Origin of the sequence: Micromonospora sp. NPDC047620 (assembly GCF_043205005.1) — a bacterium.
Lineage (GTDB): Bacteria > Actinomycetota > Actinomycetes > Mycobacteriales > Micromonosporaceae > Micromonospora.
In genome coordinates this window covers 133,936-157,225 of the sequence record NZ_JBIDDG010000007.1, presented here as the reverse complement: position 1 = coordinate 157,225, position 23,290 = coordinate 133,936, and the positions used below count along the sequence as shown (strand labels likewise).

Annotated in this window: 24 protein-coding genes, 1 tRNA gene and 1 pseudogene; 10 read left to right on the top strand and 16 right to left on the bottom strand. The window is 72.3% G+C overall.

The annotated features are described in order from the left end of the window. Nucleotides 1-38 precede the first annotated feature (38 nt). A pseudogene (locus ACGF5C_RS10760) lies at nucleotides 39-498 on the bottom strand (ATP-dependent helicase); the annotation flags it as partial. A 278-nt stretch (nucleotides 499-776) separates the two neighbouring features. Between ACGF5C_RS10760 and ACGF5C_RS10755 the strand changes: the two are divergent. Then, on the top strand, nucleotides 777-1,649 hold the full coding sequence (locus ACGF5C_RS10755; RefSeq protein WP_393299500.1) for a carbohydrate kinase family protein: 873 nt from the start codon (nucleotides 777-779) through the stop codon (nucleotides 1,647-1,649). A 37-nt stretch (nucleotides 1,650-1,686) separates the two neighbouring features. Here the strand turns inward: ACGF5C_RS10755 and ACGF5C_RS10750 are convergent, their stop codons facing one another. Further along, nucleotides 1,687-2,208 (bottom strand): DinB family protein, encoded by a 522-nt coding sequence (locus ACGF5C_RS10750; protein WP_393299498.1) that lies wholly within the window; start codon nucleotides 2,206-2,208, stop codon nucleotides 1,687-1,689. A 106-nt stretch (nucleotides 2,209-2,314) separates the two neighbouring features. Here ACGF5C_RS10750 and ACGF5C_RS10745 point away from each other — a divergent pair, with 106 nt between their 5' ends. Further along, entirely contained in the window at nucleotides 2,315-2,521 is a 207-nt protein-coding gene (locus ACGF5C_RS10745) for a hypothetical protein (protein WP_393263104.1), read from the top strand. 52 nt (nucleotides 2,522-2,573) lie between these two features. Here the strand turns inward: ACGF5C_RS10745 and ACGF5C_RS10740 are convergent, their stop codons facing one another. Next, nucleotides 2,574-3,719, bottom strand: a complete 1,146-nt coding sequence (locus tag ACGF5C_RS10740; protein ID WP_393299495.1) for a polysaccharide pyruvyl transferase family protein — start codon at nucleotides 3,717-3,719, stop codon at nucleotides 2,574-2,576. A 136-nt stretch (nucleotides 3,720-3,855) separates the two neighbouring features. Further along, nucleotides 3,856-4,437 carry a TetR/AcrR family transcriptional regulator gene (locus tag ACGF5C_RS10735; RefSeq protein ID WP_393299492.1) on the bottom strand — a complete coding sequence of 194 codons (582 nt, stop codon included), beginning with the start codon at nucleotides 4,435-4,437 and terminating at the stop codon, nucleotides 3,856-3,858. Nucleotides 4,438-4,512: 75 nt separating this feature from the next. Here ACGF5C_RS10735 and ACGF5C_RS10730 point away from each other — a divergent pair, with 75 nt between their 5' ends. Next, nucleotides 4,513-5,094: a dihydrofolate reductase family protein gene (locus ACGF5C_RS10730; protein WP_393299489.1), complete on the top strand. Its 582-nt coding sequence runs from the start codon at nucleotides 4,513-4,515 to the stop codon at nucleotides 5,092-5,094. 103 nt (nucleotides 5,095-5,197) lie between these two features. Beyond that, nucleotides 5,198-5,938, top strand: a complete 741-nt coding sequence (locus tag ACGF5C_RS10725; protein ID WP_393299487.1) for an SDR family NAD(P)-dependent oxidoreductase — start codon at nucleotides 5,198-5,200, stop codon at nucleotides 5,936-5,938. Between the two features lie 78 nt (nucleotides 5,939-6,016). On the opposite strand, the gene ACGF5C_RS10720 is transcribed toward ACGF5C_RS10725, so the two are convergent. After that, on the bottom strand, nucleotides 6,017-6,814 hold the full coding sequence (locus tag ACGF5C_RS10720; RefSeq protein WP_393299485.1) for an alpha/beta fold hydrolase: 798 nt from the start codon (nucleotides 6,812-6,814) through the stop codon (nucleotides 6,017-6,019). Between the two features lie 121 nt (nucleotides 6,815-6,935). Here ACGF5C_RS10720 and ACGF5C_RS10715 point away from each other — a divergent pair, with 121 nt between their 5' ends. Then, nucleotides 6,936-7,523 carry a GNAT family N-acetyltransferase gene (locus tag ACGF5C_RS10715; protein ID WP_393299482.1) on the top strand — a complete coding sequence of 196 codons (588 nt, stop codon included), beginning with the start codon at nucleotides 6,936-6,938 and terminating at the stop codon, nucleotides 7,521-7,523. A gap of 73 nt (nucleotides 7,524-7,596) precedes the next feature. Here ACGF5C_RS10715 and ACGF5C_RS10710 read toward each other — a convergent pair whose 3' ends face one another. Further along, a complete protein-coding gene (locus ACGF5C_RS10710) occupies nucleotides 7,597-8,043 on the bottom strand; it encodes a GNAT family N-acetyltransferase (protein WP_393299479.1) in 447 nt (148 codons plus the stop codon). Nucleotides 8,044-8,124: 81 nt separating this feature from the next. Next, a complete protein-coding gene (locus tag ACGF5C_RS10705; RefSeq protein ID WP_393299476.1) occupies nucleotides 8,125-9,936 on the bottom strand; it encodes a sigma-70 family RNA polymerase sigma factor in 1,812 nt (603 codons plus the stop codon). A 135-nt stretch (nucleotides 9,937-10,071) separates the two neighbouring features. On the opposite strand from ACGF5C_RS10705, the gene ACGF5C_RS10700 reads away from it, so the two are divergent. The 3 genes from ACGF5C_RS10700 (at nucleotide 10,072) to ACGF5C_RS10690 (ending at nucleotide 12,492) form a co-directional block, all read left to right on the top strand. Further along, complete coding sequence (locus tag ACGF5C_RS10700; protein ID WP_393299473.1) at nucleotides 10,072-10,947, top strand: hypothetical protein; 876 nt, start codon at nucleotides 10,072-10,074, stop codon at nucleotides 10,945-10,947. Between the two features lie 280 nt (nucleotides 10,948-11,227). Then, nucleotides 11,228-11,542 carry a hypothetical protein gene (locus ACGF5C_RS10695; RefSeq protein ID WP_393299470.1) on the top strand — a complete coding sequence of 105 codons (315 nt, stop codon included), beginning with the start codon at nucleotides 11,228-11,230 and terminating at the stop codon, nucleotides 11,540-11,542. After that, a complete protein-coding gene (locus tag ACGF5C_RS10690) occupies nucleotides 11,539-12,492 on the top strand; it encodes a peptidoglycan DD-metalloendopeptidase family protein (protein WP_393299467.1) in 954 nt (317 codons plus the stop codon). Before ACGF5C_RS10695 ends, ACGF5C_RS10690 begins: the two co-directional genes overlap by 4 nt. Nucleotides 12,493-13,061: 569 nt before the next feature. On the opposite strand, the gene mraY is transcribed toward ACGF5C_RS10690, so the two are convergent. The 3 genes from mraY to ACGF5C_RS10675 form a co-directional block, all read right to left on the bottom strand. Beyond that, a complete protein-coding gene (mraY, locus tag ACGF5C_RS10685; RefSeq protein ID WP_393299464.1) occupies nucleotides 13,062-14,165 on the bottom strand; it encodes a phospho-N-acetylmuramoyl-pentapeptide-transferase in 1,104 nt (367 codons plus the stop codon). 1,054 nt (nucleotides 14,166-15,219) lie between these two features. Continuing rightward, entirely contained in the window at nucleotides 15,220-16,599 is a 1,380-nt protein-coding gene (gene tnpB, locus ACGF5C_RS10680; protein ID WP_393299461.1) for an IS607 family element RNA-guided endonuclease TnpB, read from the bottom strand. Next, nucleotides 16,596-17,177 (bottom strand): IS607 family transposase, encoded by a 582-nt coding sequence (locus ACGF5C_RS10675; protein WP_393299458.1) that lies wholly within the window; start codon nucleotides 17,175-17,177, stop codon nucleotides 16,596-16,598. Before ACGF5C_RS10675 ends, tnpB begins: the two co-directional genes overlap by 4 nt. Before the next feature lie 298 nt (nucleotides 17,178-17,475). On the opposite strand from ACGF5C_RS10675, the gene ACGF5C_RS10670 reads away from it, so the two are divergent. After that, nucleotides 17,476-17,751, top strand: coding sequence for a tyrosine-type recombinase/integrase (locus ACGF5C_RS10670; RefSeq protein ID WP_393299455.1), 276 nt, complete (start codon nucleotides 17,476-17,478; stop codon nucleotides 17,749-17,751). A 77-nt stretch (nucleotides 17,752-17,828) separates the two neighbouring features. On the opposite strand, the gene ACGF5C_RS10665 is transcribed toward ACGF5C_RS10670, so the two are convergent. The 5 genes from ACGF5C_RS10665 to ACGF5C_RS10645 form a co-directional block, all read right to left on the bottom strand. Then, nucleotides 17,829-17,900 (bottom strand) — tRNA-Val (locus ACGF5C_RS10665). Nucleotides 17,901-17,980: 80 nt separating this feature from the next. Beyond that, nucleotides 17,981-18,448 carry a peroxiredoxin gene (locus tag ACGF5C_RS10660; RefSeq protein WP_091104391.1) on the bottom strand — a complete coding sequence of 156 codons (468 nt, stop codon included), beginning with the start codon at nucleotides 18,446-18,448 and terminating at the stop codon, nucleotides 17,981-17,983. Between the two features lie 80 nt (nucleotides 18,449-18,528). Continuing rightward, on the bottom strand, nucleotides 18,529-18,966 hold the full coding sequence (locus ACGF5C_RS10655) for a DUF3052 domain-containing protein (RefSeq protein ID WP_357450928.1): 438 nt from the start codon (nucleotides 18,964-18,966) through the stop codon (nucleotides 18,529-18,531). Between the two features lie 110 nt (nucleotides 18,967-19,076). Continuing rightward, nucleotides 19,077-21,557 (bottom strand): transketolase C-terminal domain-containing protein, encoded by a 2,481-nt coding sequence (locus ACGF5C_RS10650; RefSeq protein ID WP_393299452.1) that lies wholly within the window; start codon nucleotides 21,555-21,557, stop codon nucleotides 19,077-19,079. A 51-nt stretch (nucleotides 21,558-21,608) separates the two neighbouring features. Then, nucleotides 21,609-22,091, bottom strand: coding sequence for a MarR family winged helix-turn-helix transcriptional regulator (locus ACGF5C_RS10645; protein WP_393299449.1), 483 nt, complete (start codon nucleotides 22,089-22,091; stop codon nucleotides 21,609-21,611). Between the two features lie 94 nt (nucleotides 22,092-22,185). On the opposite strand from ACGF5C_RS10645, the gene ACGF5C_RS10640 reads away from it, so the two are divergent. Continuing rightward, entirely contained in the window at nucleotides 22,186-22,770 is a 585-nt protein-coding gene (locus ACGF5C_RS10640) for an NADPH-dependent FMN reductase (RefSeq protein ID WP_393299446.1), read from the top strand. Between the two features lie 58 nt (nucleotides 22,771-22,828). Here ACGF5C_RS10640 and ACGF5C_RS10635 read toward each other — a convergent pair whose 3' ends face one another. Beyond that, a complete protein-coding gene (locus ACGF5C_RS10635; protein WP_393299443.1) occupies nucleotides 22,829-23,233 on the bottom strand; it encodes a YjbQ family protein in 405 nt (134 codons plus the stop codon). Between the last annotated feature and the right edge of the window lie 57 nt (nucleotides 23,234-23,290).

Sequence of the window (23,290 nt, the reverse complement as noted above, 5' to 3'; positions counted from 1 at the left end):
GGGGGCGCCGTCGGTGGATCCCGCCAGCGCCGGGGCGGCGAGGCCGGGCAGGACCCGGCCCCGGGCCGCCAGCTCGACCGCGAAGTCGGCCAGCTCGGCGAGGTGGCGCAGGGTCGCGCCGGGCACGACGGCCAGCCTGTCGAGCCCGCGCAGGAGGGCCAGGGCGGCGTCCGGGGCGTACCGGAGGACGGGAACGCGCCACCCGGCGAGGGTGACCGGCCCACGGACCGGCTCCGCGACGGCGGTACGGACCAGCTCCGGCGAGTCCAGCGGCGAGCCCGCCCGGGTGGGGAGGGTGAGCAGCGCCGTGCCGAGGTCGGCCGGATCGGCCGCCTCGGCCAGCGCGGTGGCCAGCGTCGGGTGGCCGGCCGCGAACGGGTGCGGCCGCTCCCGGGGCGCGCGGCCGGGGCGGCGCGGCGCACGGGCCGGCAGGGTGCTGTCCTCGGCCCAGACAGCGAGCCCGACGCCCCACCGCCAGACCCCGTGGACGACCAGCACGCGTCCCCCTCCTCGTGACGACTCGGCGAGGATATCGGGCCGGCCGCGACCCCGGCGCGCACACCGTGCCCGGTGTGACCGGAGGCGCCGGACGGGCCCAGATCGTCCGGTCGGTCGGTCTCCGCTGTTTCCAAACGACTTTCAGCGCCGCCCCTCACCCCTGCCCCCGCGGCCCTCGGCCGGCGGCCAGATCGCGCTGGCTCGACAACGGGGAAGGTGACCTCCGGAGCGGGTCGGCCGGCAGCGCCGTGCCGACCCGCTCCGGCTAGGGTCGGCGAATGTTCGACCTCCTCGTGATCGGCGGCCTCGGCGTGGACGTGCGGGTGCGGGTGCCCGCGATCCCGCTGCCCGCCGCGGACTCCGTCACCGTCGAACCCATCGAGCTGCGAATCGGCAACACCGGTTCCGGGCTGGCGCTCGCCGCGCACGCGCTCGGGCTCCGGGTGGCGGTGGTCGACGTCCTCGGCGCGGACCCGGCCGGGGACGTGGTCCGGGCGGCGCTGGCCCGCGCCGGTGTGCACGCCGTGCTCGGCGACGCCCCGGCCGGCACCCGGCGGTCGGTGAACATGGTGGACCCGGCGGGGCGGCGGATGTCGCTCTACGACCCGCGTCCGTGGCGGGGGCCGGCGCCGTTCGCGGCGGCCGAGCTGGTGGCGCTGGTCCGCGAGTCGGCGCACGTGCATCTGTCGATCATGGACTGGGTCCCTCCCCTGCTGCCCGCCCTGCGCGCCGGGCTCGCCGACGGGGCCGTCCTCTCCACCGACCTGCACGACTGGGACGGCGAGAACGCCTACCACCGCCCCTTCGCCGAGGCGGCCGACGTGGTCTTCGTCAGCGGGGTCCGGCTGGGCGCGGGCTCCGACGCGCTGGCCGCCGCGCTGGCGCCCCGCACGGTGCTGGTGACCCACGGGGCGGACGGCGCCGACCTGCACGCCGGCGGCGACGGGCCGACCCGGGTGCCCGCCGCCGAGCCGCCCGCCCCGGTCGTCGACACCAACGGCGCCGGGGACGCGTTCGCGGCGGGCGTGATCGCCGCCCGGCTGCGCGGCGCGCCACCGGCCGCCGCGGCGGCGTACGGGGCCCGGGTCGCGGCGGCGGCCTGCACCCACGACGGCATGGAGTACCCGGCCGGCCTGCTGCCGCGCCCCTGACGTCAGGGTGCGGGCGGCACCGCCTCCCGGGTGGCCGTCAGACGGCGCCGGTGGCGCCGTCGGTCAGCTCGCGGAGGATGTCGGCGTGCCCGGCGTGCCGGGCGGTCTCCTCGACCATGTGCACCAGGATCCAGCGCAGCGAGACCTCGCCGAGCTGCGGGTGCGGGACGACGTGGTCGAGGTCGAACCGCCCGGCGACCTCCCGGGACCGGGCGCAGGCCCGCTCGTACGCCTCGGCGAGCCGCTCGACGGTGTCCTCCGCCGTCAGCGCGAAGCTTGCCGACGCGTCCTCCTCCGAGGTGAGGTAGACGTCGCCCGGGCCGGGGGCGAGCAGGCACGGGAACCAGTTCCGCTCCACCAGGGTCAGGTGCTTGACGAGGCCGGCGACGGTGGTGGCCGAGGGCACCAGCCGCCGGGCCGCGTCGGCGTCGGACAGCCCGCGCAGCTTGCGCAGCAGCACACCACGGTGGAAGTCGAGGAACGCTTCGAGCACGGCCCGCTCGTCGCCCGTACGGGCCAGCACCGGGCCGAGCGTGGGGTCGATCCGAATCTCCGCCATCCGCGGACCCTAATCGTCCGGCGGCCCGCGCGCTGCCCCTCGCCGTGCCGTCCGGCGGCCCGCGCTATCCGCTGCGGGGTCGGGCCGGGCGGGGCAGGATGGGCGCATGGCATCAACGGCAGAAATCCCGCTGGCGGGTGGCCCGGCCGACGGCGAGACGGTCACCGTCGAGCTGGACACGAACGGCCGCCCGCCGCTGACCCACCACCACCTCGGCCCGGAAGGGCTGGCCGAGGCGGAGATCTACGAGCTGGAGTCCGTGGATGCCGGTGCCGACCGGTGGCGCTACTGCTGGCGCGGGCCGGCGGTCTGAGCCGGGCCGGGGCCCGGGTTCGGCAGCGGGCGGGGCCGGTGGGCGTCGCCCCTCAGGCCACCCCGCTCAGGGTGCGGGCGCGGAGGCTCTCCAGCACCGCACGGGTGACCTGCGAGGTCCCCCGGGCCTCGTCGCACACGCCGGCCACCCGCCGGGCGGTGGCCGCGGCCCGCTCCTCCCGCTCGTCCCAGAGCCGGTCGACCTCGGCCAGCAGCGGGCCCTCCACCTCCCGCTCCACGCCCCGCAGCGCCGGCACACCGAGCCGCTGGGCCAGGTCGAAGACCTTGCCGGCGTACGGCAGCGGCAGGAACGGCGTGCCGACCATCGCGGCGAAGATCAGGAAGTGCAGCCGCATGCCGACGGCCAGGTCGAAGTGACGCATCAGCCCGAGCACCTGCTCGGGCTGATAGCTGCCGTGCAGGATCCGGCCCCGCTCGGCGGCGGTCATGTGCGACAACACGCCGTGCGAGTGCCGGATGTCGTCGCGCTCCATCGGGACGAAGAGCACGTACGCGTCGATCCGGTGCACAAGGAAGTCGCCGATCTGGGCCAGCAGGCGGTGGTAGCCGTCGACGTCGAGCCGCTCGGCGGCCCGGCCCGGCTCCCGTACGCTCATCCCGACCAGCCGCTTCCCGGCCGGCACGCCCTCCTCGCGGAGCAGCTCCGCCGGGAAGTCCTCGGGTTCGAGCAGGAACGCCGGGTCCGCGGTGACCGTAATCGGGTTGAGCAGCCCCGCCTCCTCCAGCACCATCCGCGACTCCTGGTCCCGCACGGTCACCTGGGCGGCGCTGGCCAGGGTCTCCCGCACCATCCCGGTGTCGATGCTCTCGCTGAGCGGCCCGACCCCCACCGCGTACGTCAGCAACGGCAGCCCGCGCTCCTGGGCGACCCGGACCACCCGCAGGTAGCGGCGGGCCTCCCGGTCGTAGAGGATGCCGCCGCCGCCGAGGATCAGCACGTCGAGCTCGCCCAGGACCAGCGCGGAGTCGGTGCGGCTGATCCCCTCCCACGGCACCGCCTCGACGTCGGGGTGGGCGATCCGGGTGTGCTCGGGGTTACGGGAGAAGACGATGATCCGCCCGTCCGGCTCCTGCTCCCGCAGGTCGGCCAGGAGGCCGGTCAGGATCGCCTCGTCGCCGAGGTTGCGGCCCCCGTACGAGCCGAGCACGCCGATCGTCAGTCCGCCGCCACGCGTCATCGGTCGCTCCTCCCCAGGTGCGTCCGGGGGGGGTTCCCGCTGCGCCGGGGAACACTCCTGGGCGGCCGACCCGGGCGGGGCGGCGCGTCCCGTCGTGTCCGGCCCCCGGTGTCCGGGTGTGGTCACGTTCCGTGGGTCACCGGTCGGTCGCGCCGCCCACCAGTCGGGACACGAATGCCACGATCACCTCGTCGGGGTCGAAACCGGCGTCGATGGACGTGCTGAGCAGATCGAGCAGCAGCCCGTCCATGGCGTAGTGCAGCAGGGCGACCTCGAACGCGCCGCCCGGCAACCCGGACGCGACGTGGAACGCGACGTCGTCGCGGTAGCCCCGGCGCAGCGTGTCGCCGAGGACCCGGGCCAGGTCGGGCCGGCGGACCGCCTCCAGCCGCAGCTCGATCAGTGCCCGGGTGAGGTCGGGCTGCCGGGTGGTCCGCTCCACGATGTACCGCAGGTAGTCGACGAACAGCTCCAGCGACGGCTCGCGGGCGCCCAACTCGGCCAGGACCCCCTCGTCCGGGGCGAACCGCTCCATGATCCGCTCGCCGAGCGCGCCGAGCAGGGCGTCGCGCGAGCGGAAGTAGTTGGAGGTGGTGCCCGTCGGCACGCCCGCCTCGGCGTCGACGGCCCGGTGGGTGAGCCCCCGCGCCCCCGTTGCCGCCAGCACCCGCAGCCCCGCGTCCGCCAGGGCCGCCCGCCGCTCCACGTTCCGCGCCATGAGAAGAAACCTAGCAGGATCCACTACGGCTGTAGTACAGTCATCCACTACATCAGTAGTGATTGGGGAACCGGTTTGCGCAAACTCGTGTACTACGTCGCCAGCACCCTCGACGGCTTCATCGCCGCCCCCGACGGGTCGCCCGACTTCCTCCGTCTGGACGCCGACGTGGCCGCGCACCTTGCGGCGAACTGGTCGCAGACGCTCCCCACGTTCACCCACCCGCAGTTCGGCATCGACGAGCCGGCGGGCCGCTTCGACGCCCTGGTGATGGGCCGGGCCACCTACGACCCGGCCCTCAAGATCGGCGTCACCAGCCCGTACGCCCACCTCAAGCAGTACGTCTTCTCCCGCACCCTGCCCCCGGCCGCCGAGCCGGAGGTGGAGATCGTCTCCACCGACCCGGTCGAGTTCGTCCGCGAGCTGAAGCGCCGGCCCGGCCGCGACATCTGGCTCTGCGGCGGCGGCCAGCTCGCCGGCCAGCTCCTGCCCGAGGTCGACGAGCTGATCATCAAGCTCAACCCGTACGTGATCGGCAGCGGCATCCCGCTCGCCGACCGCGGATTCGACCCGCGCCGGTTCGACCTGGTGGGCACCCGCCCGTTCGACAGCGGGGTCGTCATCCTCCACTACGCCCGCCCCACGGAAGTCGGGTAACCGCGCCGCCGGGGCCGACGCGGGAACACCCCGCGTCGGCCCCGGAACGAGGCGTCCGATCGCCGCCAGACCGGGATCGGCCGCCCAGTCGACGATGATTGGCATGACGACACTGAGCGGAAGGGTCGCCCTGGTCACCGGCGGCGCCCGGGGCATCGGCGCCGCCGTCGCCCTGCGCCTGGCGCAGGACGGGGCCGACGTGGCGATCACGTACGAGCACTCCACCGACCGCGCGACGGTGGTGGTCAAGCAGGTCGAGGCGCTCGGCCGACGGGCGCTGGCGGTCCGGGCCGACAGCGCCGACCCGGCCGCCGTCCGCGACGCGGTCGACCGGACGGCCACGGAGCTGGGCCGGCTGGACATCCTGGTCAACAACGCCGGGGTCTTCCTGGTCGGCCCGCTGACGGAGCTGGGCGACGACGAGGTGGAGCGGACGCTCGCGGTCAACGTCCGGGCCCCCTTCCTCGCCGCGCAGGCCGCCGCGCGCCACCTCACCGAGGGCGGCCGGATCATCAACATCGGCAGCAACGTCGGGGAGCGGGCCGTCTTCCCCGGCCTGTCGCTCTACTCGATGAGCAAGACCGCGCTGGTCGGCCTGACCCGGGGACTCGCCCGGGAACTCGGGCCGCGCGGGATCACGGCCAACCTGGTGAATCCGGGGCCGACGGACACCGACGCCAACCCCGCGGACGGGCCGAACGCCGCCGCGATCGCGGGCTTCACCGCCCTCGGCCGCTACGCCGCGCCGGCCGACATCGCCGCGACCGTCGCGCACCTGGCCGGCCCGGAGGCCGGCTACGTCACCGGGGCGGTGGTCAACGTGGACGGCGGCTTCACCAGCTGACCCGGCGCCGGGCGCGGCGGTGCTACCGGTCCCGCCGCGCCCGGCCCCGGTCCGCGTCCAGCCCGACCGGTGCCGGCGTCAGCCGGGCGTCGCCACGGGATGGGTCAGGAACGGCAGGACCGCGGCCGGCAGCGCCGGCGAGGCCGCGATGTCGTAGTGGGTGAGCCCGGGCAGCACGGCCAGCCGGGAGGCCGGCCGGTCGACGCCGTCCCAGCCGGCGTCCCGGTGTCCACCGCCGAGCAGCCCGAAGAACTCCACCATGTGCGCGGTGCTGACCGAGTCGGCGTCGGCGAAGACGAGCAGGGTGGGCACGACGAGGGCGGCCACCTCGGCCGACCAGTCGTAGTCGCGCCGCAGCAGCTCGCCCGTCTTCGCCCAGAGCGTGGGCCAGTCCTCCGGCCGGGGCGCGATCCGCGTGTAGAGCTGGTGCGGCGGGGTGCCACGCATCCGCTCGCCCGCCTCCTCGTCGGGCTCGGGCATGCCCGCCAGCACCTCCGGATACCAGCCCTGCCGCCGGCACGGCGCGGAGACGACGACCAGCCGGCGCACCAGCGCCGGATACTGGATCGCGGTACGCAGCGCCACGCCGCCGCCGAGCGAATAACCCAGCAGGTCGGCCTCGGCCAGGCCGAGCCGGGTGATCAGCGCCGCGACGTCGTCGGCCATCGACTCGAAACGCAGCGGACGGTCGACGTCGGCGGTGCGCCCGTGCCCCTGGAGGTCGACCGCGATCACCCGGCGACGCCCGGCCAGGGCCGGCAGGATCGCCGAGAACATCTCCGCTGCCCCGAAGCCGCCGTGCAACAGCAGCAACGGCGGGCCCTCGCCGTGCTCCTCCCACCACAGGCGCAGCCCGTTGACCTCCGCGTAGCTCATTTCCTCATCCAACCTCGTCGGTACGACATCCGCCGGCCGTCCGGCGGTGGCGCGGCCGAGGAGGCTGTGCGCCCGGGCACCGCGGACGGCGTACGGGGGCGAGGGGTGGCACGATGACGCGATGTCGGTTCCCACCCAGGTCGCCCTACGTCCGCAGTACCCGGTCCGCACCGAGCGGCTGCTGCTGCGGCCGCTGACCGGCGGTGACGTCGACGCGCTGCTCGCCTACCGCAGCCGACCGGACGTGTGCCGCTACGTGCCCTTCGAGCCGATGACCCGCCAGGTCGTCGTCGACCGGATCTCGTCGGTGTGGGCGCGCCGGGAACTCACCGACGAGGGACAGTCGCTGACGCTCGGCGTCGAGGTCGCCGGCACCGGCGAGCTGGTGGGCGACGTGGTGCTGTTCTGGCACAGCCGCCTGCACGCGAGCGGCGAACTCGGCTATGCGGTGAATCCCGCCTTCGGCGGCCACGGGTACGCCACCGAGGCGGCGCGGGCCCTGCTCCGCCTCGGCTTCGAGGACCTCGGCCTGCACCGCGTCGTCGCGCGGGTCGACGAGCGCAACGACCCGTCGGCGCGGCTGGCGCGCCGGCTGGGGATGCGGCAGGAGGCCCGCCTGGTCGAGAACGAGTTCTTCAAGGGCGGGTGGAGCAGCGAACTCGTCTTCGCGATGCTCGCCGACGAGTGGGCCGCGCGTCGCGGGATCTGAACCGGCCGGGCTGGGGGTCACGGCGACACGTGCCGGAGGCCGCCGGCTGGCACCGGCGTGCCGTCCTCCCCGGCTACAGCCGCTTGCGCATCTGGAGAGCCGTCACCTCGAAGCCCATCTGTTCGTACAACGTCCGGGCGGGAAGGTTGAAGCCGAAGACGCTCAGGCCGATGGAGACGACTCCCCGCTCCCGGCACAACTTCTCGACCGCCTGGATCATGGCGCGGCCGTAGCCCTTCCGCCGCAGGTCCGCCCGCACCTCGAAGTCGTAGCCGAAGGCGTGCGGCCCGTCCGACTTCTGTTCGACGTGGAGCCACAGCATGCCGACCTCGTCGTCGCCGTCGTAGGCCGTCCACAGGTGATGGCCCTCCGTCGCCAGGCCGTCGGGCAGCAGTTGCCCGTAGTCCTCCTGCGCCTTTCGGCGCGCCTCCGGCAGCGGCATCGCCCCGGAATCGCAGATGTTCTGCGCGTAGCTCTCCTCCGCCCGCTCCCGGTAGCGGAGGTACTGCCTGTCGGTCATCGGCTCGAGCCTCAGGGTCACCACCCCGGCAACGTATGCCAATCCCCGCTTCCGGGCTGCCCCGCGCAGCCGCCGTCCCGGCTATCCCGGCCGCACGCACGGGTCGCTGACCGTGTAGGTCGCGCTCTGCGCCGTGCGGCCGTCCACCGTGGTCGCCCGTACCGACCAGGTCAGCGTCGGTGCCCGCAGCCGTCCGACGGTCGCCCGCGCCGACGAGCCGTCCGCCGTCATGGCCCGGACCGACGTCCTGCCCCCGGTGGGTGTCCAGCGAACCTCGGCACCGCTGAGCGCGGCGCTGCCGGTGGCCTGCACCACGAGGCTGTACGTGTCCGCGCCACACCGCACCCGCGCGGTGGCGGAGACCGTGAACGGCGCGGCGACCTGCGGTGTGCTGGTCGGCCGGGGCACGGTCGGTGGCCTGGAGGTGGCCGGTGCGGTGCCACCCGGCACGACGTCGGGCGCGGCGGGCGCATCGGTCCGGGCGGCCCCGTCACCGCCCGCCGGCCCGGCCACGGTCCCGGCCGTCGAGGCGGCGGCGCCGGCCGGCACCGGCGTGTCGGCTCGGGTGCCGGCTGGCGTGGCCGTGCCGGACGGCAGCGGCGCGACGGCGGGCTCCGCCGGGCCACCGGCCGGTGACGCGAGCGCCTCGGACACCGGTCGGCCGGAGCCGTCCCGGCCGGCGGTCGGGCGACCGGTTGTCAGTGCCCAGGTGCCGAGGACGGCGAGAAGGATCAGTAGAGCCGCGGTCGCGGCCATCCGCCGACGGCGCCGGTCGCGGCCCGGCGCGGTCGTCCGCACCACGTGGTCCGCACCGGCGACGGGCCGAGTGGTACGAGACCGGCCGGATCGTGGCGTCACCGCACGGTGCGTCGCACCGCCCGGCACCACCGCACCGCGCGGCACCGCCTCGCCGCCCGGGGCCACCGCCGCACCATCCGGGGCCGCGGCCCCACCGCCCGGGGCCGCCGCCTCGCCGCCCGGGGTCACCGCCGTACCGTCCTGGGCCACCGCTCCGCCGGTCGTCGGCGTGGGCCCGTCGACGGATCCGTCCGCCGGCCCGGTATCCCCCGACCCGGAGGGTTCGTCGGCCGCCAGGTCGGCCAGGGCACCGGTCGCGCAGACCTCGGCCAGCCTCGGCCACACCGTGTCCGCGACGACCAGGAAGGCCGGCGCCGTGTACGCCGACAGCAGCGCGGACGGGCTGAGCTGTTCCCGTCGGACCAGTCCGCACACCGCGCAGCTCTCGATGTGCCGCGAGACCCGCTTGCGCAGGGTCGGCGTGAGCCGACCCTGCCAGCCGTCGATCAGGCCGGCGAGGGTGGGGCAGTCCCGGGCCCCGGTACGGGCCACCAGCAGCGCCCCCAGCGCCCGTTCGAGCTGCGAACGGGCGCGCGACAGGCGGGCGTGCGCGTGGTTCGCGGGCACCCCGAGGGCCGCGCCGATGTCGGCGGACGACAGGTCGTGGCGGATGGCCAGGTGGACCACCTCGCGGTCGCCCGGGTTCAGCGCGGCGGCGGCGCTGTGCACCAGGTCGCGTACCTGCTCGGCGTTGACGCCCGTGGCCGGGTCGGCGGCGTCGGCCACCGGCTCGCCGGCCTCCTCCAACGGCAGGGAGCGGGCCCGCTCCCGGAGCTGCCGGAGGCATTCGTTGCGCACGATCGCGTACAACCAGGGGCGCAGCCGGTCGGGCTCCCGGAGCTGGCCGATGCGCTGGCTTGCGGTGAGGAAGGCGTCGTGGACGGCGTCCGCGGCGGCCTCCGGCTCGCGCAGCATGGTCCGGGCGTACGTGTACAGCCGGTCGGCGTACCGCCGGTACATGCCCTCCAGCCCGGCCCGCTCGCCGCGGCGCACCGCCTCGACGAGTGCGGTGTCGTCCTGTGCCGCCGTGTCCATCCGTGTCCCTCGCTGCTCCTCGACGCGTCCAGTAAAGCCGCGGAATTTTTTCTTCGGGGGTTTCTGTTGGCATCCCGACCCCACCGCGCTCCTACCGGTGTCATCGCTACGAACAACCCAGGAAGGAAAGACACCATGCGAGAGGGATCGAACCGCACCCGGTGGTCGCGACGGACGGCCGCCGTGGGTGGGGCGGCGCTGAGCGCGCTCGTGCTCGGCCAGGTGGTCCTCACCGGACCGGTGACGGCGGTGCCCGGCCTGAGCATCAAGACGACGACCGGCCCCAGCAACACCTTCGCGAAGTCGCAGCCCGCGACGTGTCCGACCGGCACCAAGGTCATCGGTGGTGGCGGCGCGATCACCGGCGCGGGCCTCGGACAGGTCGGCATGGACATCATGCGGCCGCTGGTCGACGGCAACACGTACTCGGTCACCGGCCGGGAGGACGAGAACGGGGTCGGCGGCGACTGGGCGGTCACGGCGAGCGCGGTGTGCGCCCCCGCGCCCGCGGGCCTGGTGACCGTGTCCGGCAGTTCGGCGCCCAGCAGCTTCGGCACATCGAACTGGTTCGAGAAGTCCTGCCCGCCCGGCAAGCACGCCATCGGGGTCGGTGGCGCGGTCGTCGGGGCGTCGAACAGCGAGGTCGTCCTGGAGGATCTGCGCATCCACCAGAACAGCGTCGTGGTGGCGGGTGCCGAGGACGGCACCGGCTTCGCCGGCACGTGGTGGCTGGACGCCACCGCGATCTGCGCCGACCCACTGCCCGGTGAGCAGCGCGTCATCAACGACAGCCTCTACAACTCCGCCGCCACCCGGTCGGTCGAGGCCACCTGCCCGCCCGGCACGCGGGTGCACGGAGTGGGCGGCGAAATCCTCGGCGGCGACGGCCAGGTGCGCCTGACCCAGATGCTGCCCACGACCTCGACCACCGTGACCGTCAGCGCCGCGGAGGACGAGGACGGCTTCAGCAGCAACTGGAAGGTGCGGGCGTACGCCGTCTGCGCGAGCTGACCGCCGGTCTGCTCAGCGGTACGACGACCTGAGACGCGGCGGGCCGCCGGTGATCCGGCGGCCCGCCGCACGTGCTGGTCGGTGTGGGCGCGGCGGGTTCCGCACCTGTGATCCCGCCGCCCGTCCGTGGACTCGCCCGGCCCGGCCGCCGTGGCTTCATGTCGGTCGTCTCGGACAACCGGCCGTTTGTCACGTGGGCCCGACGAAAAGTTCTTAAGCTCAGACGACGACCGCAACCGCGTGACCTGCGATCAGTCCGCACCAGCAAGGGTGATTGGTCATGGACTCGGATTCGGACGACGTCAATCTCAGCCCCGAGGAGCAGGAGGCGCAGAACAAGCTGCTGCAAGCTCTCGAAAGGGTCCAGACGATCTCGATGGCGCTCAACCACGTCGAGCATCTCCTGAATCCTGAAAACCCGTACACCCCGGCCATGAACACGCCGCCGGTAAAGGCTCTGCTGGGTCAGGTGAATCCCGGCGAGACCGCCGAGCAGCGGCGAGACGCCATGCTCGAACTTCAGGCGAGACTGACGGTAGCCAAGAAGGAGTACGAGAAGGCGCTGGAAGAGGCACAGAAGAGGGGGACACTATGACCGATGCCTTCGCAACTGTCTGGCGTCCGGGCGACGGCACCCAGTGGGTGCACTGGGGCATGACGGAAGACGACTTCAAAGCCAAAGACTCCACCTACTTCCCACAAGGACTCCGCATCACCACCCTCCTGATCAAGGACGGAAAATTCGCCGCCGTGTGGCACCCAGGCGACGGCACACAATGGGTCCACTGGGGCATGACGGGCGACGACTTCGCCGCCCGGGATCGGACCTACTTCGCCCAAGGGCTGCGCCTCGGCACTCTGACGACCGATAATGGGCGGCTCGCCGCAGTGTGGCGTCCGGGGGACGGCACCCAGTGGTGCAGTTGGCGGCGACACGTTGTCGACTTCAAGACCGAGGACGGCGCGTACTTCCAGCAGGGGCTCAGGATTGCGTGCCTCGACCTCGACGAAGATCCGGTTGGCGCCTACCGGTACCCGTGGAAGGGCGGGGTCGCTTACAGAGTTGGACAAGGAAACAACAACCCCGCCGGCTCCCACAATGGCAGCCAATCTTGGGCTTTCGACTTCGACCTGCCCATGGGCACGGAGATCCGCGCCGCCCGCGAAGGTACCGTCGAGTGGCTCCAGGAGAACCTGACAACGACCTACGACCCCAACCAGCCGACCACTCCGGCCAACACCCCATTCCCGAACGGGAGCCTGCAGAACTGGGGCAACGCCGTGCGGCTCCGCCACGCCGGCGGATTCACGAGCTGGTACTTCCACATTCAGGCCAACGGCGTGCTCGTGAACGTGGGCGACCAGGTGACGCAGGGACAGGCAATCGCGCTCTCAGGCAACACGGGCCGGTCGACCGCACCGCACCTGCACTTCCAGGTGCAGGCCGACTCGACGGACTGGGGCCAGTCCGTGGCGCACACCTTCGGCGCGGACTGCGAGCAACCGGCGACCGGGGCATCCGTGACGTCGGACAACGCCACCTGACCGCCGCCAGGCGCGGGCTGGTCCTCGCCATGTTCCTGCCAACGCCCGCGGCAAGCTCGACGGCGGCTCTCGTGGACCCGGTTGCTGTCCTCGTCCCGGCTGGTTCAGGTCAGCCGCAGTCACATGTATGTGGGCGCGGCAGGTTCGAACCTGCGACCCCTCGCTTGTAAGTTCTGGGCGCTCCGTCCGGCATCGTCCGCGCACGTCTCTGACGTCGGGCAGTGATCCGCCGCCGGCTGGCTTCGGCTCGCGCTGTTCGGCCCTGTTGCTGTCACCGTTGCTGTCGACAGCAACAGGGATGACTGCTTCGGTGTGAACGTCGATCTCGCCTGTCGCCAGTTCACAGCCGATACCACGTGATGTCGTCGCGTGCGCTCCAGCCGCCGCCGGAGGTCGCCCCGTGATAGATGACGCCAGACCTCTTGCTCACTTCCTGCTGACACAGCGACCGAGGGGTCTGGCCGCGACCGGCTTAGGCAATGCTGCTGCCAGACGCTGGCACCCCGGTGGGGAACCAGGCTGCCCGGCGGATCACCGTCGGTGGCACAACACAGGCTTGTCGCGTGGCTTTATCCAACGGCCGCCAAGAAATCCGAGTAGAACAGGCCCAGGCCAACCGCCACGCAGACACCGGCCACGATCCAAAACCGGACCACAATATTGACCTCGCTCCATCCGGCCAACTCGAAGTGGTGGTGCAACGGCACCATCCGGAAGACACGTCTTCCGGTGGTCCGGAACGAGACGATCTGGATCACCCAGGTCGTCGTGATGATGACGAAGAGCCCGCCGATCATGATCGAAAGCAGCGTCGTGCGGGTTGCCACCGCAAGTCCGCCGATCAGGGCGCCGAGCCCGAGCGAGCCCACGTCACCCATGAAGATCCGCGCCGGGGACGCGTTCCACCACAGGAAGCCCACGCAGGCGCCGGCCGCAGCCGCCGCGATCATGGCGATCTCCAGGGGATCCCGGACCTGGTAGCAGTAGTCGTTCACGCGGGCGTACGCGTCGTCGGCGCACCAGTGCCGGTACTGCCAGAAGCCGATCATCGCGTACGCGCCGAGCACCAGAATCGACGCGCCGGTGGCCAGGCCGTCGAGGCCGTCGGTGAGGTTCACGCCGTTCGACATCGCCATGATCACGAAGACGATGACCATGACCGCGCCGACCTTGCCGACGTCCAGCCAGCTGATGTCGCGGATGAGCGAGATGTGCTCGCTGGCCACGGTCTGGCCGTTGGTGCTCGGCACATAGAGCGCGGCGATGCCGAACCCGCCGCCGACGATCGCCTGGCCGAGCAGCTTGCCTTTGGCGGACAGTCCATCGGAGTTGCGCCGGCGCACCTTGAGGAAGTCATCGAAGAAGCCGACCGCGCCGCAGAAGACGAACAGCCCGAGCAGCACCAGGGCCGTCATGGTCGGCCCCTCCTGCGCAATCTGCCGATCGGGCACGGTGGTCAGGGCAATGTGCCCGGCGACATAGGCGAAGACGGTCGCCACGATGAAGACGACGCCGCCCATCGTGGGCGTGCCCTTCTTGCCCTGGTTACTGGCAAGCCCGATGGATCGGATCGGCTGGCCGGCCTTGAGCGCGGTGAAGACGCGAATCGCCACCGGCGTGCCGAACAGGGAGATGATGAACGCGACCGCGGCCGCAACGATGACCGCCCTCACGGGCGAACCTCCACGAGATCCGGATTTCTCACGGCGTCCCCACCGAGCTTCCAGATCAGCGCCTGACGTATCGACCTGAGCTGGCCGTGCAGATAGTCCTTAGCAAAATCATCGATCACGAGACACGAGCTTGCCATCCGACGGCGAGCGGAGTAGCCCTGGACCTCACAGCGCCGTGGTTCGTAACTCGCCGACACGAATCCGACGGGGTCTCGGACCGCGTTTGCTTCGATACTTGGCGGCTACCAGGCCTGGGACGGTTCCTACCGGCAGCGCCAGAAGCCGTCCCCCTCGTAGACGGTCACGCCTTCGCCCCGGTGACAAACGCAGACCGTCGAGCCTTGGATCCAAAGTTGCTCGCCTACGTGCAGCAGTACGGGATGCGGAAGCTCCACTGCCCAATCGCCGGCCTCAACCATTGTCACGATGGAGCTGCGTGGCACATGGGTATCAGGACCTGGATGACACGCCTTGTCGGACCAGCGGGAATCATGGGAGCCATGAGTGCCTAGTCGGTGACTCCCGGAGGATGCCAAGCCCGGATCCTCCGGTCCGGCAGGTTTCTCCTCCACGGCCAGAGCTGGACCCGCCTCCCGCCCGAGCATTCCCAGGTCCGAGTCGCCTTCCGTCGCGGGTACGAGAGCGCGGTACGACTGCACCTGATCCCGGCCCTCGGCACCAAGCGCCTCGACGGGTTGCAGGTTCAGCACGTCAAGGCGTTCATGGACGAGTTCCGCCGTAAGTGCCTCTGCTGCACGGCCGGCCTCGACAAGAGCCGTCGTGCCGACCGTCGGTGTTGCTCGGTCGGCCAGTGCTGCCAGCGGTATCCGAGCGCCCGACAGATCCAGTTCGTGCACGCCGTGCTGCGCAACGCGCTTCAACACGCCATGCGGGAGGAGCTGGTGTCGCGCAACGCCGCCAAGCTGATCCGCGTCCCCTCGCCTCGGTACCGAGTCGGCAAGGGCCTGTCCGTGGAACAGGTTCGCAGGCTCCTCGCTGTGACGGAGGGGCACCGGCTCTACGCGCTCTACGTCGTGGCTGCGACCGTTACCTTTCAGTGCGCTCTAGTGAGCACGCGATCAGCAGTCCTACCTTGCGGTGGGACGGTCCCGGTCTGACCGGCGGATGCCGTGCTGGGTTCACGCTTCACGGCCACCTGCCCGCGTACGCGGGTCTTACGGTCGGCTCCACGTGCTGCCACCGGGCCACTCCCGGCGGGGTCGAACTCGGCCGCGAGGGCGGCTAGGTTCAGCGAGGCGTTGCGGTCGCGGTTCATAACCAGGCCACACGCCTCGCAGTGGTACTCGCGCTCGGACAGGGCGAGCTTGGCTTTCGCCGCGCCGCAACCCGAGCATGTCTTGCTGGATGGGTACCAACGGTCGGCGATGATCAGTCGTCCGCCGTTCCACTGGGTCTTGTAGGTGAGCTGCCGGCGGATCTCGGCGAATCCGGCGTCGGTGATGTGCCGGGCCAGCCTGCGGTTGGCGAGCATGCCGGCCACGTTGAGGTCTTCGACCACGATAGTGCCGTGCTCGCGGGCGAGTCGGGTGGTGAGCTTGTGCATGCCGTCTCGGCGCAGATTCGCGACGCGGGCGTGGGCGCGGCCGAGCCGGGCAGCGGTGCGTTCCCACCGTTTCGACGGCCGTCGTCCGATACGCCGGTCCGGACCCTGCTTGCGCGACAGCGCCCGGCCCAGCGTCCGCAGCCGGGCCTGCGCGACGGTCAGGTGGCGCGGATTGTCGACTATTTCGCCGGTGGACAGCACCGCGAGGTGCTTGATCCCGACGTCCACACCGACCACGCTGTCGGGTCGGGCCGGCGTTCGCTCGCACCGTTCAACCTCGACGCAGAAGGCGACGTGCCACCGGCCGCCGTCACGGCGGACCGTGGCGGACATGATCCGGGCAGTGCCTGCTTCGAGGCGGCGGGCGAGCTTTCGGGCCGACTCGTGCAGCTTCAACCGTCCCAGTCGGGGCAGCACCACATGCTTACGGCCCGGCTCGACCCGGATCGTGCCCGTGGTGAACCGCACGGACGGGGTGGTGCGGCGGCGGGACTTGAACCGGGGGAACCCGACCGGCCGTCCGGCCCGCTTACCCGAACGAGAGTCAGCCCAATTCTTCAACCCGCGAGCGAGCGCATCCAGGCCGGTGTTGAACGCCTCCTTCGAGCATTCCCTCCACCACGGGGCGACCTGCTCCTTGGCGGCGTTCCACGTCTTACGCAGGGCGGGCAGCGTCCACGACATGCTTGGGGTCAGGAGGTCATCCGGCACGCCGTAGGTTCGTTCGGCGGCCCGCTGGTTCATGACGGCCTTGACCCGCGCCAGCGCCCAGTTGTGCGCAACGCGAGCGGCCCCGGCATGCGCCAGCACCGCACGCTCCTGGCCCGGGGTCAGGTCGAGGGCGAACCGGTACGCCTGGATCGTCTTCACGCCGGGTCGTCCTTGGTGGCGGCCTCGACAGCGCGGCGGGCACGGTTCGCGGCGGCACGCCGCCCGTAGAGGCGGGCGCATAGCGACGTCAGGATCTCGGTAACGTCGCGCACTAGGTCGTCGTCTACCTCGGCCGGGTCGACCACGAGCAGCCGGCGACCCTGCGCGGCGAGGGCGGCCTCGACATACTCGGCTCCGAAACGCGCGAATCGGTCGCGGTGCTCCACGACGATGGTCGTCACGGCCGGGTCGCGCAGCAGGGCGAGGAACCTCTTGCGGTGCCCGTTTAGTGCGGATCCGACCTCGGTCACCACCCGGTCCACGGCGAGACGCTGCCCGGTCGCCCATGTGGTGACCCGGGCGACCTGCCGGTCCAGATCCGTCTTCTGCTCGGACGACGACACCCGGGCGTAGGCCACGACTTGCCCGGCGTTCCGGGTGGCGCCGCTTAGGGGCTCGCCGACCATGATGAGCCGCCCGAGCCGGTATGTAGGAACGGGCAACGTCCCGGCCGCGTACTGCCGACGGGCGGTGATGTACGCGATGCCCTGCGACGCTGCCCATTCCTTCAAGTTCACATGCTCCATTGTAGAGCATTAAAGAGCGCCAAAGATCCCCGCCGTGCTAGCTGCCGCTAACCCTCGGACTGCGACGCGGTGAACTCCTCGGGCTGCGCTGGTCAGACCTCGACACTGGCACCGCCGCTATCGGTCAGACCAACGGGCCGGTGGGAAGCTACAGCTGCAAGACACCAAGACCGAGGACTCGGATAGCGTCCTGCCCCTGCCTGACTGGACCTGGCTGGCGCTGCTCGACCACCAGGAGCGCCAGCGCCGGGAACGCGAGCAGGTCGCCGAGATCTGGCAGGACCACGGCTTGGTCTTTCCCTCCGAGGTCGGTACGCCGATGGAGCCCCGCAACCTCAACCGCCACTTCGCCGCCCCCAGAGAGAAGGCCGGTTGCCCAGACGTCCGGCTGCACGACCTACGACACACCGTCGTGTCTCTGCTGATGGAGCTGGGCGTCCCGCCGCACGTCGTCCAGGCCATCGCCCGGCACGCAGACGTGAAGATCACGTTGAAGATCTACTCGCACGCCAACCTTGACGTCATGCGGCAAGCCCTCGGCAAGCTCGACGGACGGCTCTCGTGAACCCGGTTGCTGTCACCGTTGCTGTCATCGGCCGAATCTCTGATCTTCGGGCCGGCGTCGGTCCTGGTGGTGATGGGTGGGCGCGGCAGGTTTCGAACCTGCGACCCCTCGCTTGTAAGGCGAGTGCTCTCCCACTGAGCTACGCGCCCGGAACGCCCGTACGGCGGGCCGGAGGCTGGCAAGCTTACCCTGCCACCCGCCGGCCCGGTCGTACGGTGTGCCCGGTTGGTCAGGCCGCGACGGCCTCCGCCAGGGCCTTGCGCCAGCCCTGCTGGTCGCGGGCCTCGCCCGGCATGTTCATCTCAGCGAAGCGCACCACGCCCGCCTTGTCGATGACGAAGGTGCCCCGGTTGGCGATGCCGGCGACATCGTTGAAGACGCCGTACGCCTGGGCCACCGCGCCGTGCGGCCAGAAGTCGGCCAGCAGCGGGAACTGGTAGCCCTCCCGGTCGGCCCAGATCTTGTGGGCGTAGACCGAGTCGACGCTGACGGTGAGCACCTGGACGTCGTCGTTGACGTACTCGTTGAGGTTGTCCCGCACCTCGCACAGCTCACCCTGGCAGATGCCGGTGAAGGCGAGCGGGTAGAAGACCAGCAGCACGGTGCGCTTGCCGCGGAAGTCCGAGAGCCGGACCTCCTGGTTGTTCTGGTCCTTGAGCACGAAGTCCGGCGCCTCGGCGCCAACCTCGATCGGCATGCGAGCTCCTCAGGATCGGGTCGGATGGGCACCAGCCTGCCACACCCGGCGATGGGCGCCGCCGGGTGCCACAGCGGCGCCTACTTCTTGCCCTTGGCCCCGCGCCGCAGGACGAGGCGGGCGCCGCTCCAGTCCCGGCCGGCGTTGACGGTCGAGGTCTGTTGGAGGCCGGCGGTGGGCGCGGACTCGGCGATCTCGCTCGGCTCGACGTGCCCCTCGCGCCCGGCCTTGGGCGTGAGCAGCCACACGACACCGTTGTCGGCCAGCGGGCCGAGGGCGTCGACGAGAAGCTCGAAGAGATCACCGTCGCCGTCGCGGTACCAGACCAGCACCGCGTCGACCACCTCGTCGGTGTCCTCGTCGACCAGCTCTCCACAGCGGTCGGTCAGGGCGTCCCGGAGATCCTGGTCGACGTCGTCGTCGTACCCCATCTCCATGACGACCATCCCCGGCTCGATCCCGAACCGGTCCGCCAGGCTGCGTACCCCGTCGGCGGCCTGACCAGCGGTCGCGCTCACTGTCGCGTGCCTCCTCATCTCATCCCTGCTGGCGGCGTCGTGCGACGCCGTCAGGCAAGTCCACACAGTTGTGGCTCCCCGCGCAAGTGGCGCACCGGGTGGAACGGAATTTACCGTGCCAGGAGCGTACGGGCACCCTGGGTAATTGCTTCCTCGGAGACCAGAACCTGACGCGCCGCCGGACCTAATGGTACAAAAGAGTCAACTCCGGCCACTCGCCGCGCCGCCCCGACATATCCGGCGTCGACCAGGGCGGCGATCACCCCCTCGCCCACCCCGCCGGACCGGCGCGTCTCGTCCACCACCAGCACACGGCCGGTCGCGGCGGCCTCCCGGATGATGTCCGCCACCGGCAGCGGGGCGAGCCAGCGCAGATCCACCACCCGAACGCCGATCCCCTCGTCGGCGAGGGTCGCCGCCGCACGCAGCGACATCCGCACCCCGTTACCGAACGTGATGATCGTGACGTCCTCGGCGGAGCCGACCCCGTAGACCCGGGCCCGCCCGATCGGCACGTGCCCGCCGGTCCACGCGCCCGGCTCGGCATAGGGGGCCAGCCACTCGCCGTCGCCGTCGGCGTATAGGTCGCGGGTGTGGTAGAGCGCGATCGGCTCCAGGAAGACGCAGACGCTGCCGTCCACCGCCGCGCTGGCCAGGCAGGTGCGCAACATGGGCGCGGCGTCGTCCGGCCGCGCCGGCACCGCGATCACCAGGCCCGGCACGTCCCGGAGTACGGCCACCGAGTTGTCGTTGTGGAAGTGCCCGCCGAAGCCCTCCTGGTACGCCAGCCCGGCCACCCGCACCACCATCGGGTTACGGAACGCCCCCTGCGAGAAGAACTGCGTGGTCGCCGCCTCGCCGCGCACCTGGTCCTCGGCGTTGTGCAGGTACGCCAGGTACTGGATCTCGGGCACGGGCAGCATCCCGGCCAGCCCGGCGCCGAGCCCCAGCCCGAGGATCGAGGTCTCGTCGAGCAGGGTGTCGAAGACCCGGGCCGCGCCGAACCGGTCCCGCAGCCCCTTGGTCACCCCGTACACGCCGCCCTTGGCCCCGACGTCCTCGCCGAACACGGCCATCTGCGGGTGGTCGAGCATCCCGTCGGCGAGCGCGGCGTTGATGCTCTGCGCCAGGGTCAGCGGGCCGGTCAGCTCGGGCGGCTTGCCGCCGAACGCCTCCGCCCGCGCCCCGGCGCCGGGGCCGCTGGCCCGGGCCGCCGCGTCCGCCACCGCGCGGGCGACCCGCACCGGCCGGCGGGGGGCCAGCGGCGCCACCACCTCGGCCGGCGCGGCGAGTTTCGGCTCGTCCAGCACCTCCTCGGCGATCCGGCGCACCTGCCAGCCGATCTCGTCGTAGCGGGCCAGCAGCTCGTCGCCGGACGCGACGCCCGCCTCGACCAGCAGCCGCGCGGTGCCGACCAGCGGGTCCCGGTCGAGGTCGGCGGCGATCTCGTCGGCACCGCGGTACGCGGTCTCGGCGTCCGCGCCGGCGTGCCCCATCAGCCGTACCGTCGACAGGTGCAGCACGGCCGGGCGCCGGTGCCGGCGGACCCAGGCCGCCGCCTCGGCCGCCACCTCGTACGCCCGCACCAGGTCGCCGCCGTCGGCCGCGAAGTAGCGGATGCCCGGCCTGGAGCGCAGCGCGGTCTCCACCCACCCCTTCGGGGAGCGGACGCTGATGCCGAGGCCGTTGTCCTCGCAGACGAAGAGCACCGGGATGCGCAGGCCGGTGTGGTCGTACCAGCCGGCGGTGTTGAACGCGGCGGTGGCGCTGGCGTGGTTGACCGAGGCGTCGCCGAACGAGCAGACCACGATGGCATCGGGCGGCCAGGGCGCGTGCGCCGCTCCCCCGCCGCTGCCGACCCGCACCCCCTCCCCGGCGCGCCGGCCGGCCGTGTCCATCCGGCGCAGGCGTTCCACGGCAAGCCCCGTACCGACGGCGCGGGGCAGGTGCGAGGCGATGGTGGAGGTGGTCGGGACGACGGCCAGGTCGGCCCGGCCGAAGACCTTGTGCCGCCCGCCGGCGATCGGTTCCCGGCTGGAGGCGACCATCCCCCGCAGCACGTCGCGGGCCGCCTCGGCGTACCCCGGGGGGAGCGGCCGGTCCGCGGCGGCCCCGGTGGTCGGCGGCGCGTCGGCCGGCTCGTTCGGGCCGGGCCCGTCCGCGCGGCCGGCGTGGTCTTCCGGGGGCGCCGGGTCGGCGCCGGTGGGCTGGTCGGGCCGGTCGGCCGGGTCGGGTCGGGCGGTGTCGGCGGCCTGACCGGCACGGACGCAGTAGAAGGCGCCCGAGCGGTAGTGCAGCAGCGCCGGATCGGTGGCGCGCAGGGCGGCGGCGACCGCGGCGTTCCCCTCGTGGCCGGCGGAGCCGATCGTGTAGAACCCCTCGCCGAAGCTGCGCAGCCAGCGCCCCGCCAGGTCGAGCTGGCGGCTGGTCACCTGGGCGTCGAAGAGGTCCAGCACCCGGGCACCGGTGAGCGTCGCGTCGTCGGTGATCGGCCGCGCCGGGTCACGCGGCTGGTGCGGGGCGGCCAGCGCGGCCAGCGCCTCCCGGAACCGGTCGTCGAGATCTTGCGGGGTGGTCACGTCGGACAGCATTACCGACGAGCGCCCGACTCGCCCACCCGGACACGAACGACGCGGGGCGGTTCAGGCGTCGCCGCACGACTCGGGGCAGCCGCCGTCGGAGACCTTCCACACCAGCTCGCGCAGGCTCGCCAGCTCGTCGACCGTGAGCCCGGCGAGCAGTCGGGAGTCCGACATGACCTGCCGCACCCGGGCCCGCACCCGCCGACCCTCGTCGGTCACCACCAGCGTCTTCTGCCGCCGGTCCGCCGGGTCGATCCGCCGCTCCACCAGCCCGGCCTGCTCCAGCTTGTCGACCAGGGCGGTCACGTTGGAGCGGTCGCAGCCGAGGACCGTGGCGAGGTCCCGGGCCGGCAGCGGCCGGTCGGGGTCGAGCTCGTGCAGCGCCCGGGCGGCGGCGGGGGTGAGCCCCAGCGCGCCGACCTCCACGTCCTGGTGGTGCCGCATCGCGGAGGCGACGTGCATGATCCGGCGCACCACGTCGCCGGCCAGCTCGGGGCGGTCGCCCGGAGCGGGTCGGGTGGAGAGGTCGGTGTGCTGCGCCATGCCTCACATCCTACTTGCGGTTCAATAGTTGAGTAGCTCTACTATTGAGAAGCTCACGCAAATCGCGATGGGCACCCGACGGAGGAGTTCCCGCATGTCCGACCTCTCGGTCCTCGCCATCTCCGGCAGCCTGCGCGACGCGTCGTTCAACACGGCGCTGATCCGGGCCGCGCAGCGCCTCGCCCCCGAGGGCATGACCATCCAGCGGTACGAGCACCTCGGCGCCATCCCGCCCTTCAGCGAGGACGTCGAGCCCGAGCCGCCCGCGCCCGTGGTGGACCTGCGGGAGCGGATCGCGGCGGCGGACGCGCTGCTCATCGCCACCCCGGAGTACAACTACGGCGTGCCGGGCGTGCTCAAGAACGCGCTCGACTGGGCGTCCCGGCCGAGCTTCCCGATCACCTCGTGGGTGTCGCCCCTGGCGCACAAGCCGGTGGCCATCATGGGCGCGGCACCGACCGGCATGGGCACCGTACGGGCCCAGCTCCAGCTCCGGCAGCTCTTCCTCTGGACCGACTCGGCCGTGCTGAGCAAGCCGGAGATCATCGTGACGAACGCGCACGAGAAGCTGGCCCTCGACGGCACCGTCAAGGACGAGACCACCGAGGCACTGCTCCGCGGCCTGCTCGACGCGCTGGTCACCCGCGTCCGCGTCACCCAGCTCGCCACGGCCGCCTGACCGGCGACGCGGAAGGCCCACCCGGCACCGCCCCTGCCCCGATGCGGGGCGGGGGCGGTCAGCCGGGGAGGAAGGAGAACCGGACGGTCCGGGTGGGGTTGTCGCCGTTGGGGTCGACCAGACAGAGCGACTGCCAGGTGCCCAGCGCCAACCGCCCGCCGACCACCGGCAGCGTCGCGTACGGGGGGACGAACGCCGGCAGCACGTGGTCGCGCCCGTGGCCGGGCGAGCCGTGCCGGTGCCGCCAGCGGTCGTCCGTGGGCAGCAGGTCGTCGAGCGCGGTGAGCAGGTCGTCGTCGGAGCCCGAGCCGGTCTCGATGAGCGCCAGCCCCGCCGTGGCGTGCGGCACGAAGACGTGCAGCAGGCCATCGCCCTGACCGGCGACGAACCGCTCGGCCTCCGCCGTGATGTCCCGGACGGCCGGCCGGGACCCGGTCTGGACCGTGATCACCTCACTGCGCATACGACGCATTCTGCCCGAAGGGGTGACCAACCGCCGCCGGAGTCCCCGGCACCGGAC

Excerpts from the sequence above, each read along its gene's own strand:
- ACGF5C_RS10705 (WP_393299476.1), bottom strand. The coding sequence starts at position 9,936 with ATGGACACGGCGGCACAGGACGACACCGCACTCGTCGAGGCGGTGCGC.
- ACGF5C_RS10695 (WP_393299470.1), top strand. The coding sequence starts at position 11,228 with ATGGACTCGGATTCGGACGACGTCAATCTCAGCCCCGAGGAGCAGGAG.
- ACGF5C_RS10640 (WP_393299446.1), top strand. The coding sequence starts at position 22,186 with ATGTCCGACCTCTCGGTCCTCGCCATCTCCGGCAGCCTGCGCGACGCG.
- ACGF5C_RS10645 (WP_393299449.1), bottom strand. The coding sequence starts at position 22,091 with ATGGCGCAGCACACCGACCTCTCCACCCGACCCGCTCCGGGCGACCGC.
- ACGF5C_RS10745 (WP_393263104.1), top strand. The coding sequence starts at position 2,315 with ATGGCATCAACGGCAGAAATCCCGCTGGCGGGTGGCCCGGCCGACGGC.
- ACGF5C_RS10635 (WP_393299443.1), bottom strand. The coding sequence starts at position 23,233 with ATGCGCAGTGAGGTGATCACGGTCCAGACCGGGTCCCGGCCGGCCGTC.
- ACGF5C_RS10660 (WP_091104391.1), bottom strand. The coding sequence starts at position 18,448 with ATGCCGATCGAGGTTGGCGCCGAGGCGCCGGACTTCGTGCTCAAGGAC.
- ACGF5C_RS10725 (WP_393299487.1), top strand. The coding sequence starts at position 5,198 with ATGACGACACTGAGCGGAAGGGTCGCCCTGGTCACCGGCGGCGCCCGG.
- ACGF5C_RS10755 (WP_393299500.1), top strand. The coding sequence starts at position 777 with ATGTTCGACCTCCTCGTGATCGGCGGCCTCGGCGTGGACGTGCGGGTG.
- ACGF5C_RS10690 (WP_393299467.1), top strand. The coding sequence starts at position 11,539 with ATGACCGATGCCTTCGCAACTGTCTGGCGTCCGGGCGACGGCACCCAG.
- ACGF5C_RS10700 (WP_393299473.1), top strand. The coding sequence starts at position 10,072 with ATGCGAGAGGGATCGAACCGCACCCGGTGGTCGCGACGGACGGCCGCC.
- ACGF5C_RS10715 (WP_393299482.1), top strand. The coding sequence starts at position 6,936 with ATGTCGGTTCCCACCCAGGTCGCCCTACGTCCGCAGTACCCGGTCCGC.
- ACGF5C_RS10735 (WP_393299492.1), bottom strand. The coding sequence starts at position 4,437 with ATGGCGCGGAACGTGGAGCGGCGGGCGGCCCTGGCGGACGCGGGGCTG.
- ACGF5C_RS10750 (WP_393299498.1), bottom strand. The coding sequence starts at position 2,208 with ATGGCGGAGATTCGGATCGACCCCACGCTCGGCCCGGTGCTGGCCCGT.
- ACGF5C_RS10710 (WP_393299479.1), bottom strand. The coding sequence starts at position 8,043 with ATGACCGACAGGCAGTACCTCCGCTACCGGGAGCGGGCGGAGGAGAGC.
- ACGF5C_RS10650 (WP_393299452.1), bottom strand. The coding sequence starts at position 21,557 with ATGCTGTCCGACGTGACCACCCCGCAAGATCTCGACGACCGGTTCCGG.
- ACGF5C_RS10740 (WP_393299495.1), bottom strand. The coding sequence starts at position 3,719 with ATGACGCGTGGCGGCGGACTGACGATCGGCGTGCTCGGCTCGTACGGG.
- ACGF5C_RS10720 (WP_393299485.1), bottom strand. The coding sequence starts at position 6,814 with ATGAGCTACGCGGAGGTCAACGGGCTGCGCCTGTGGTGGGAGGAGCAC.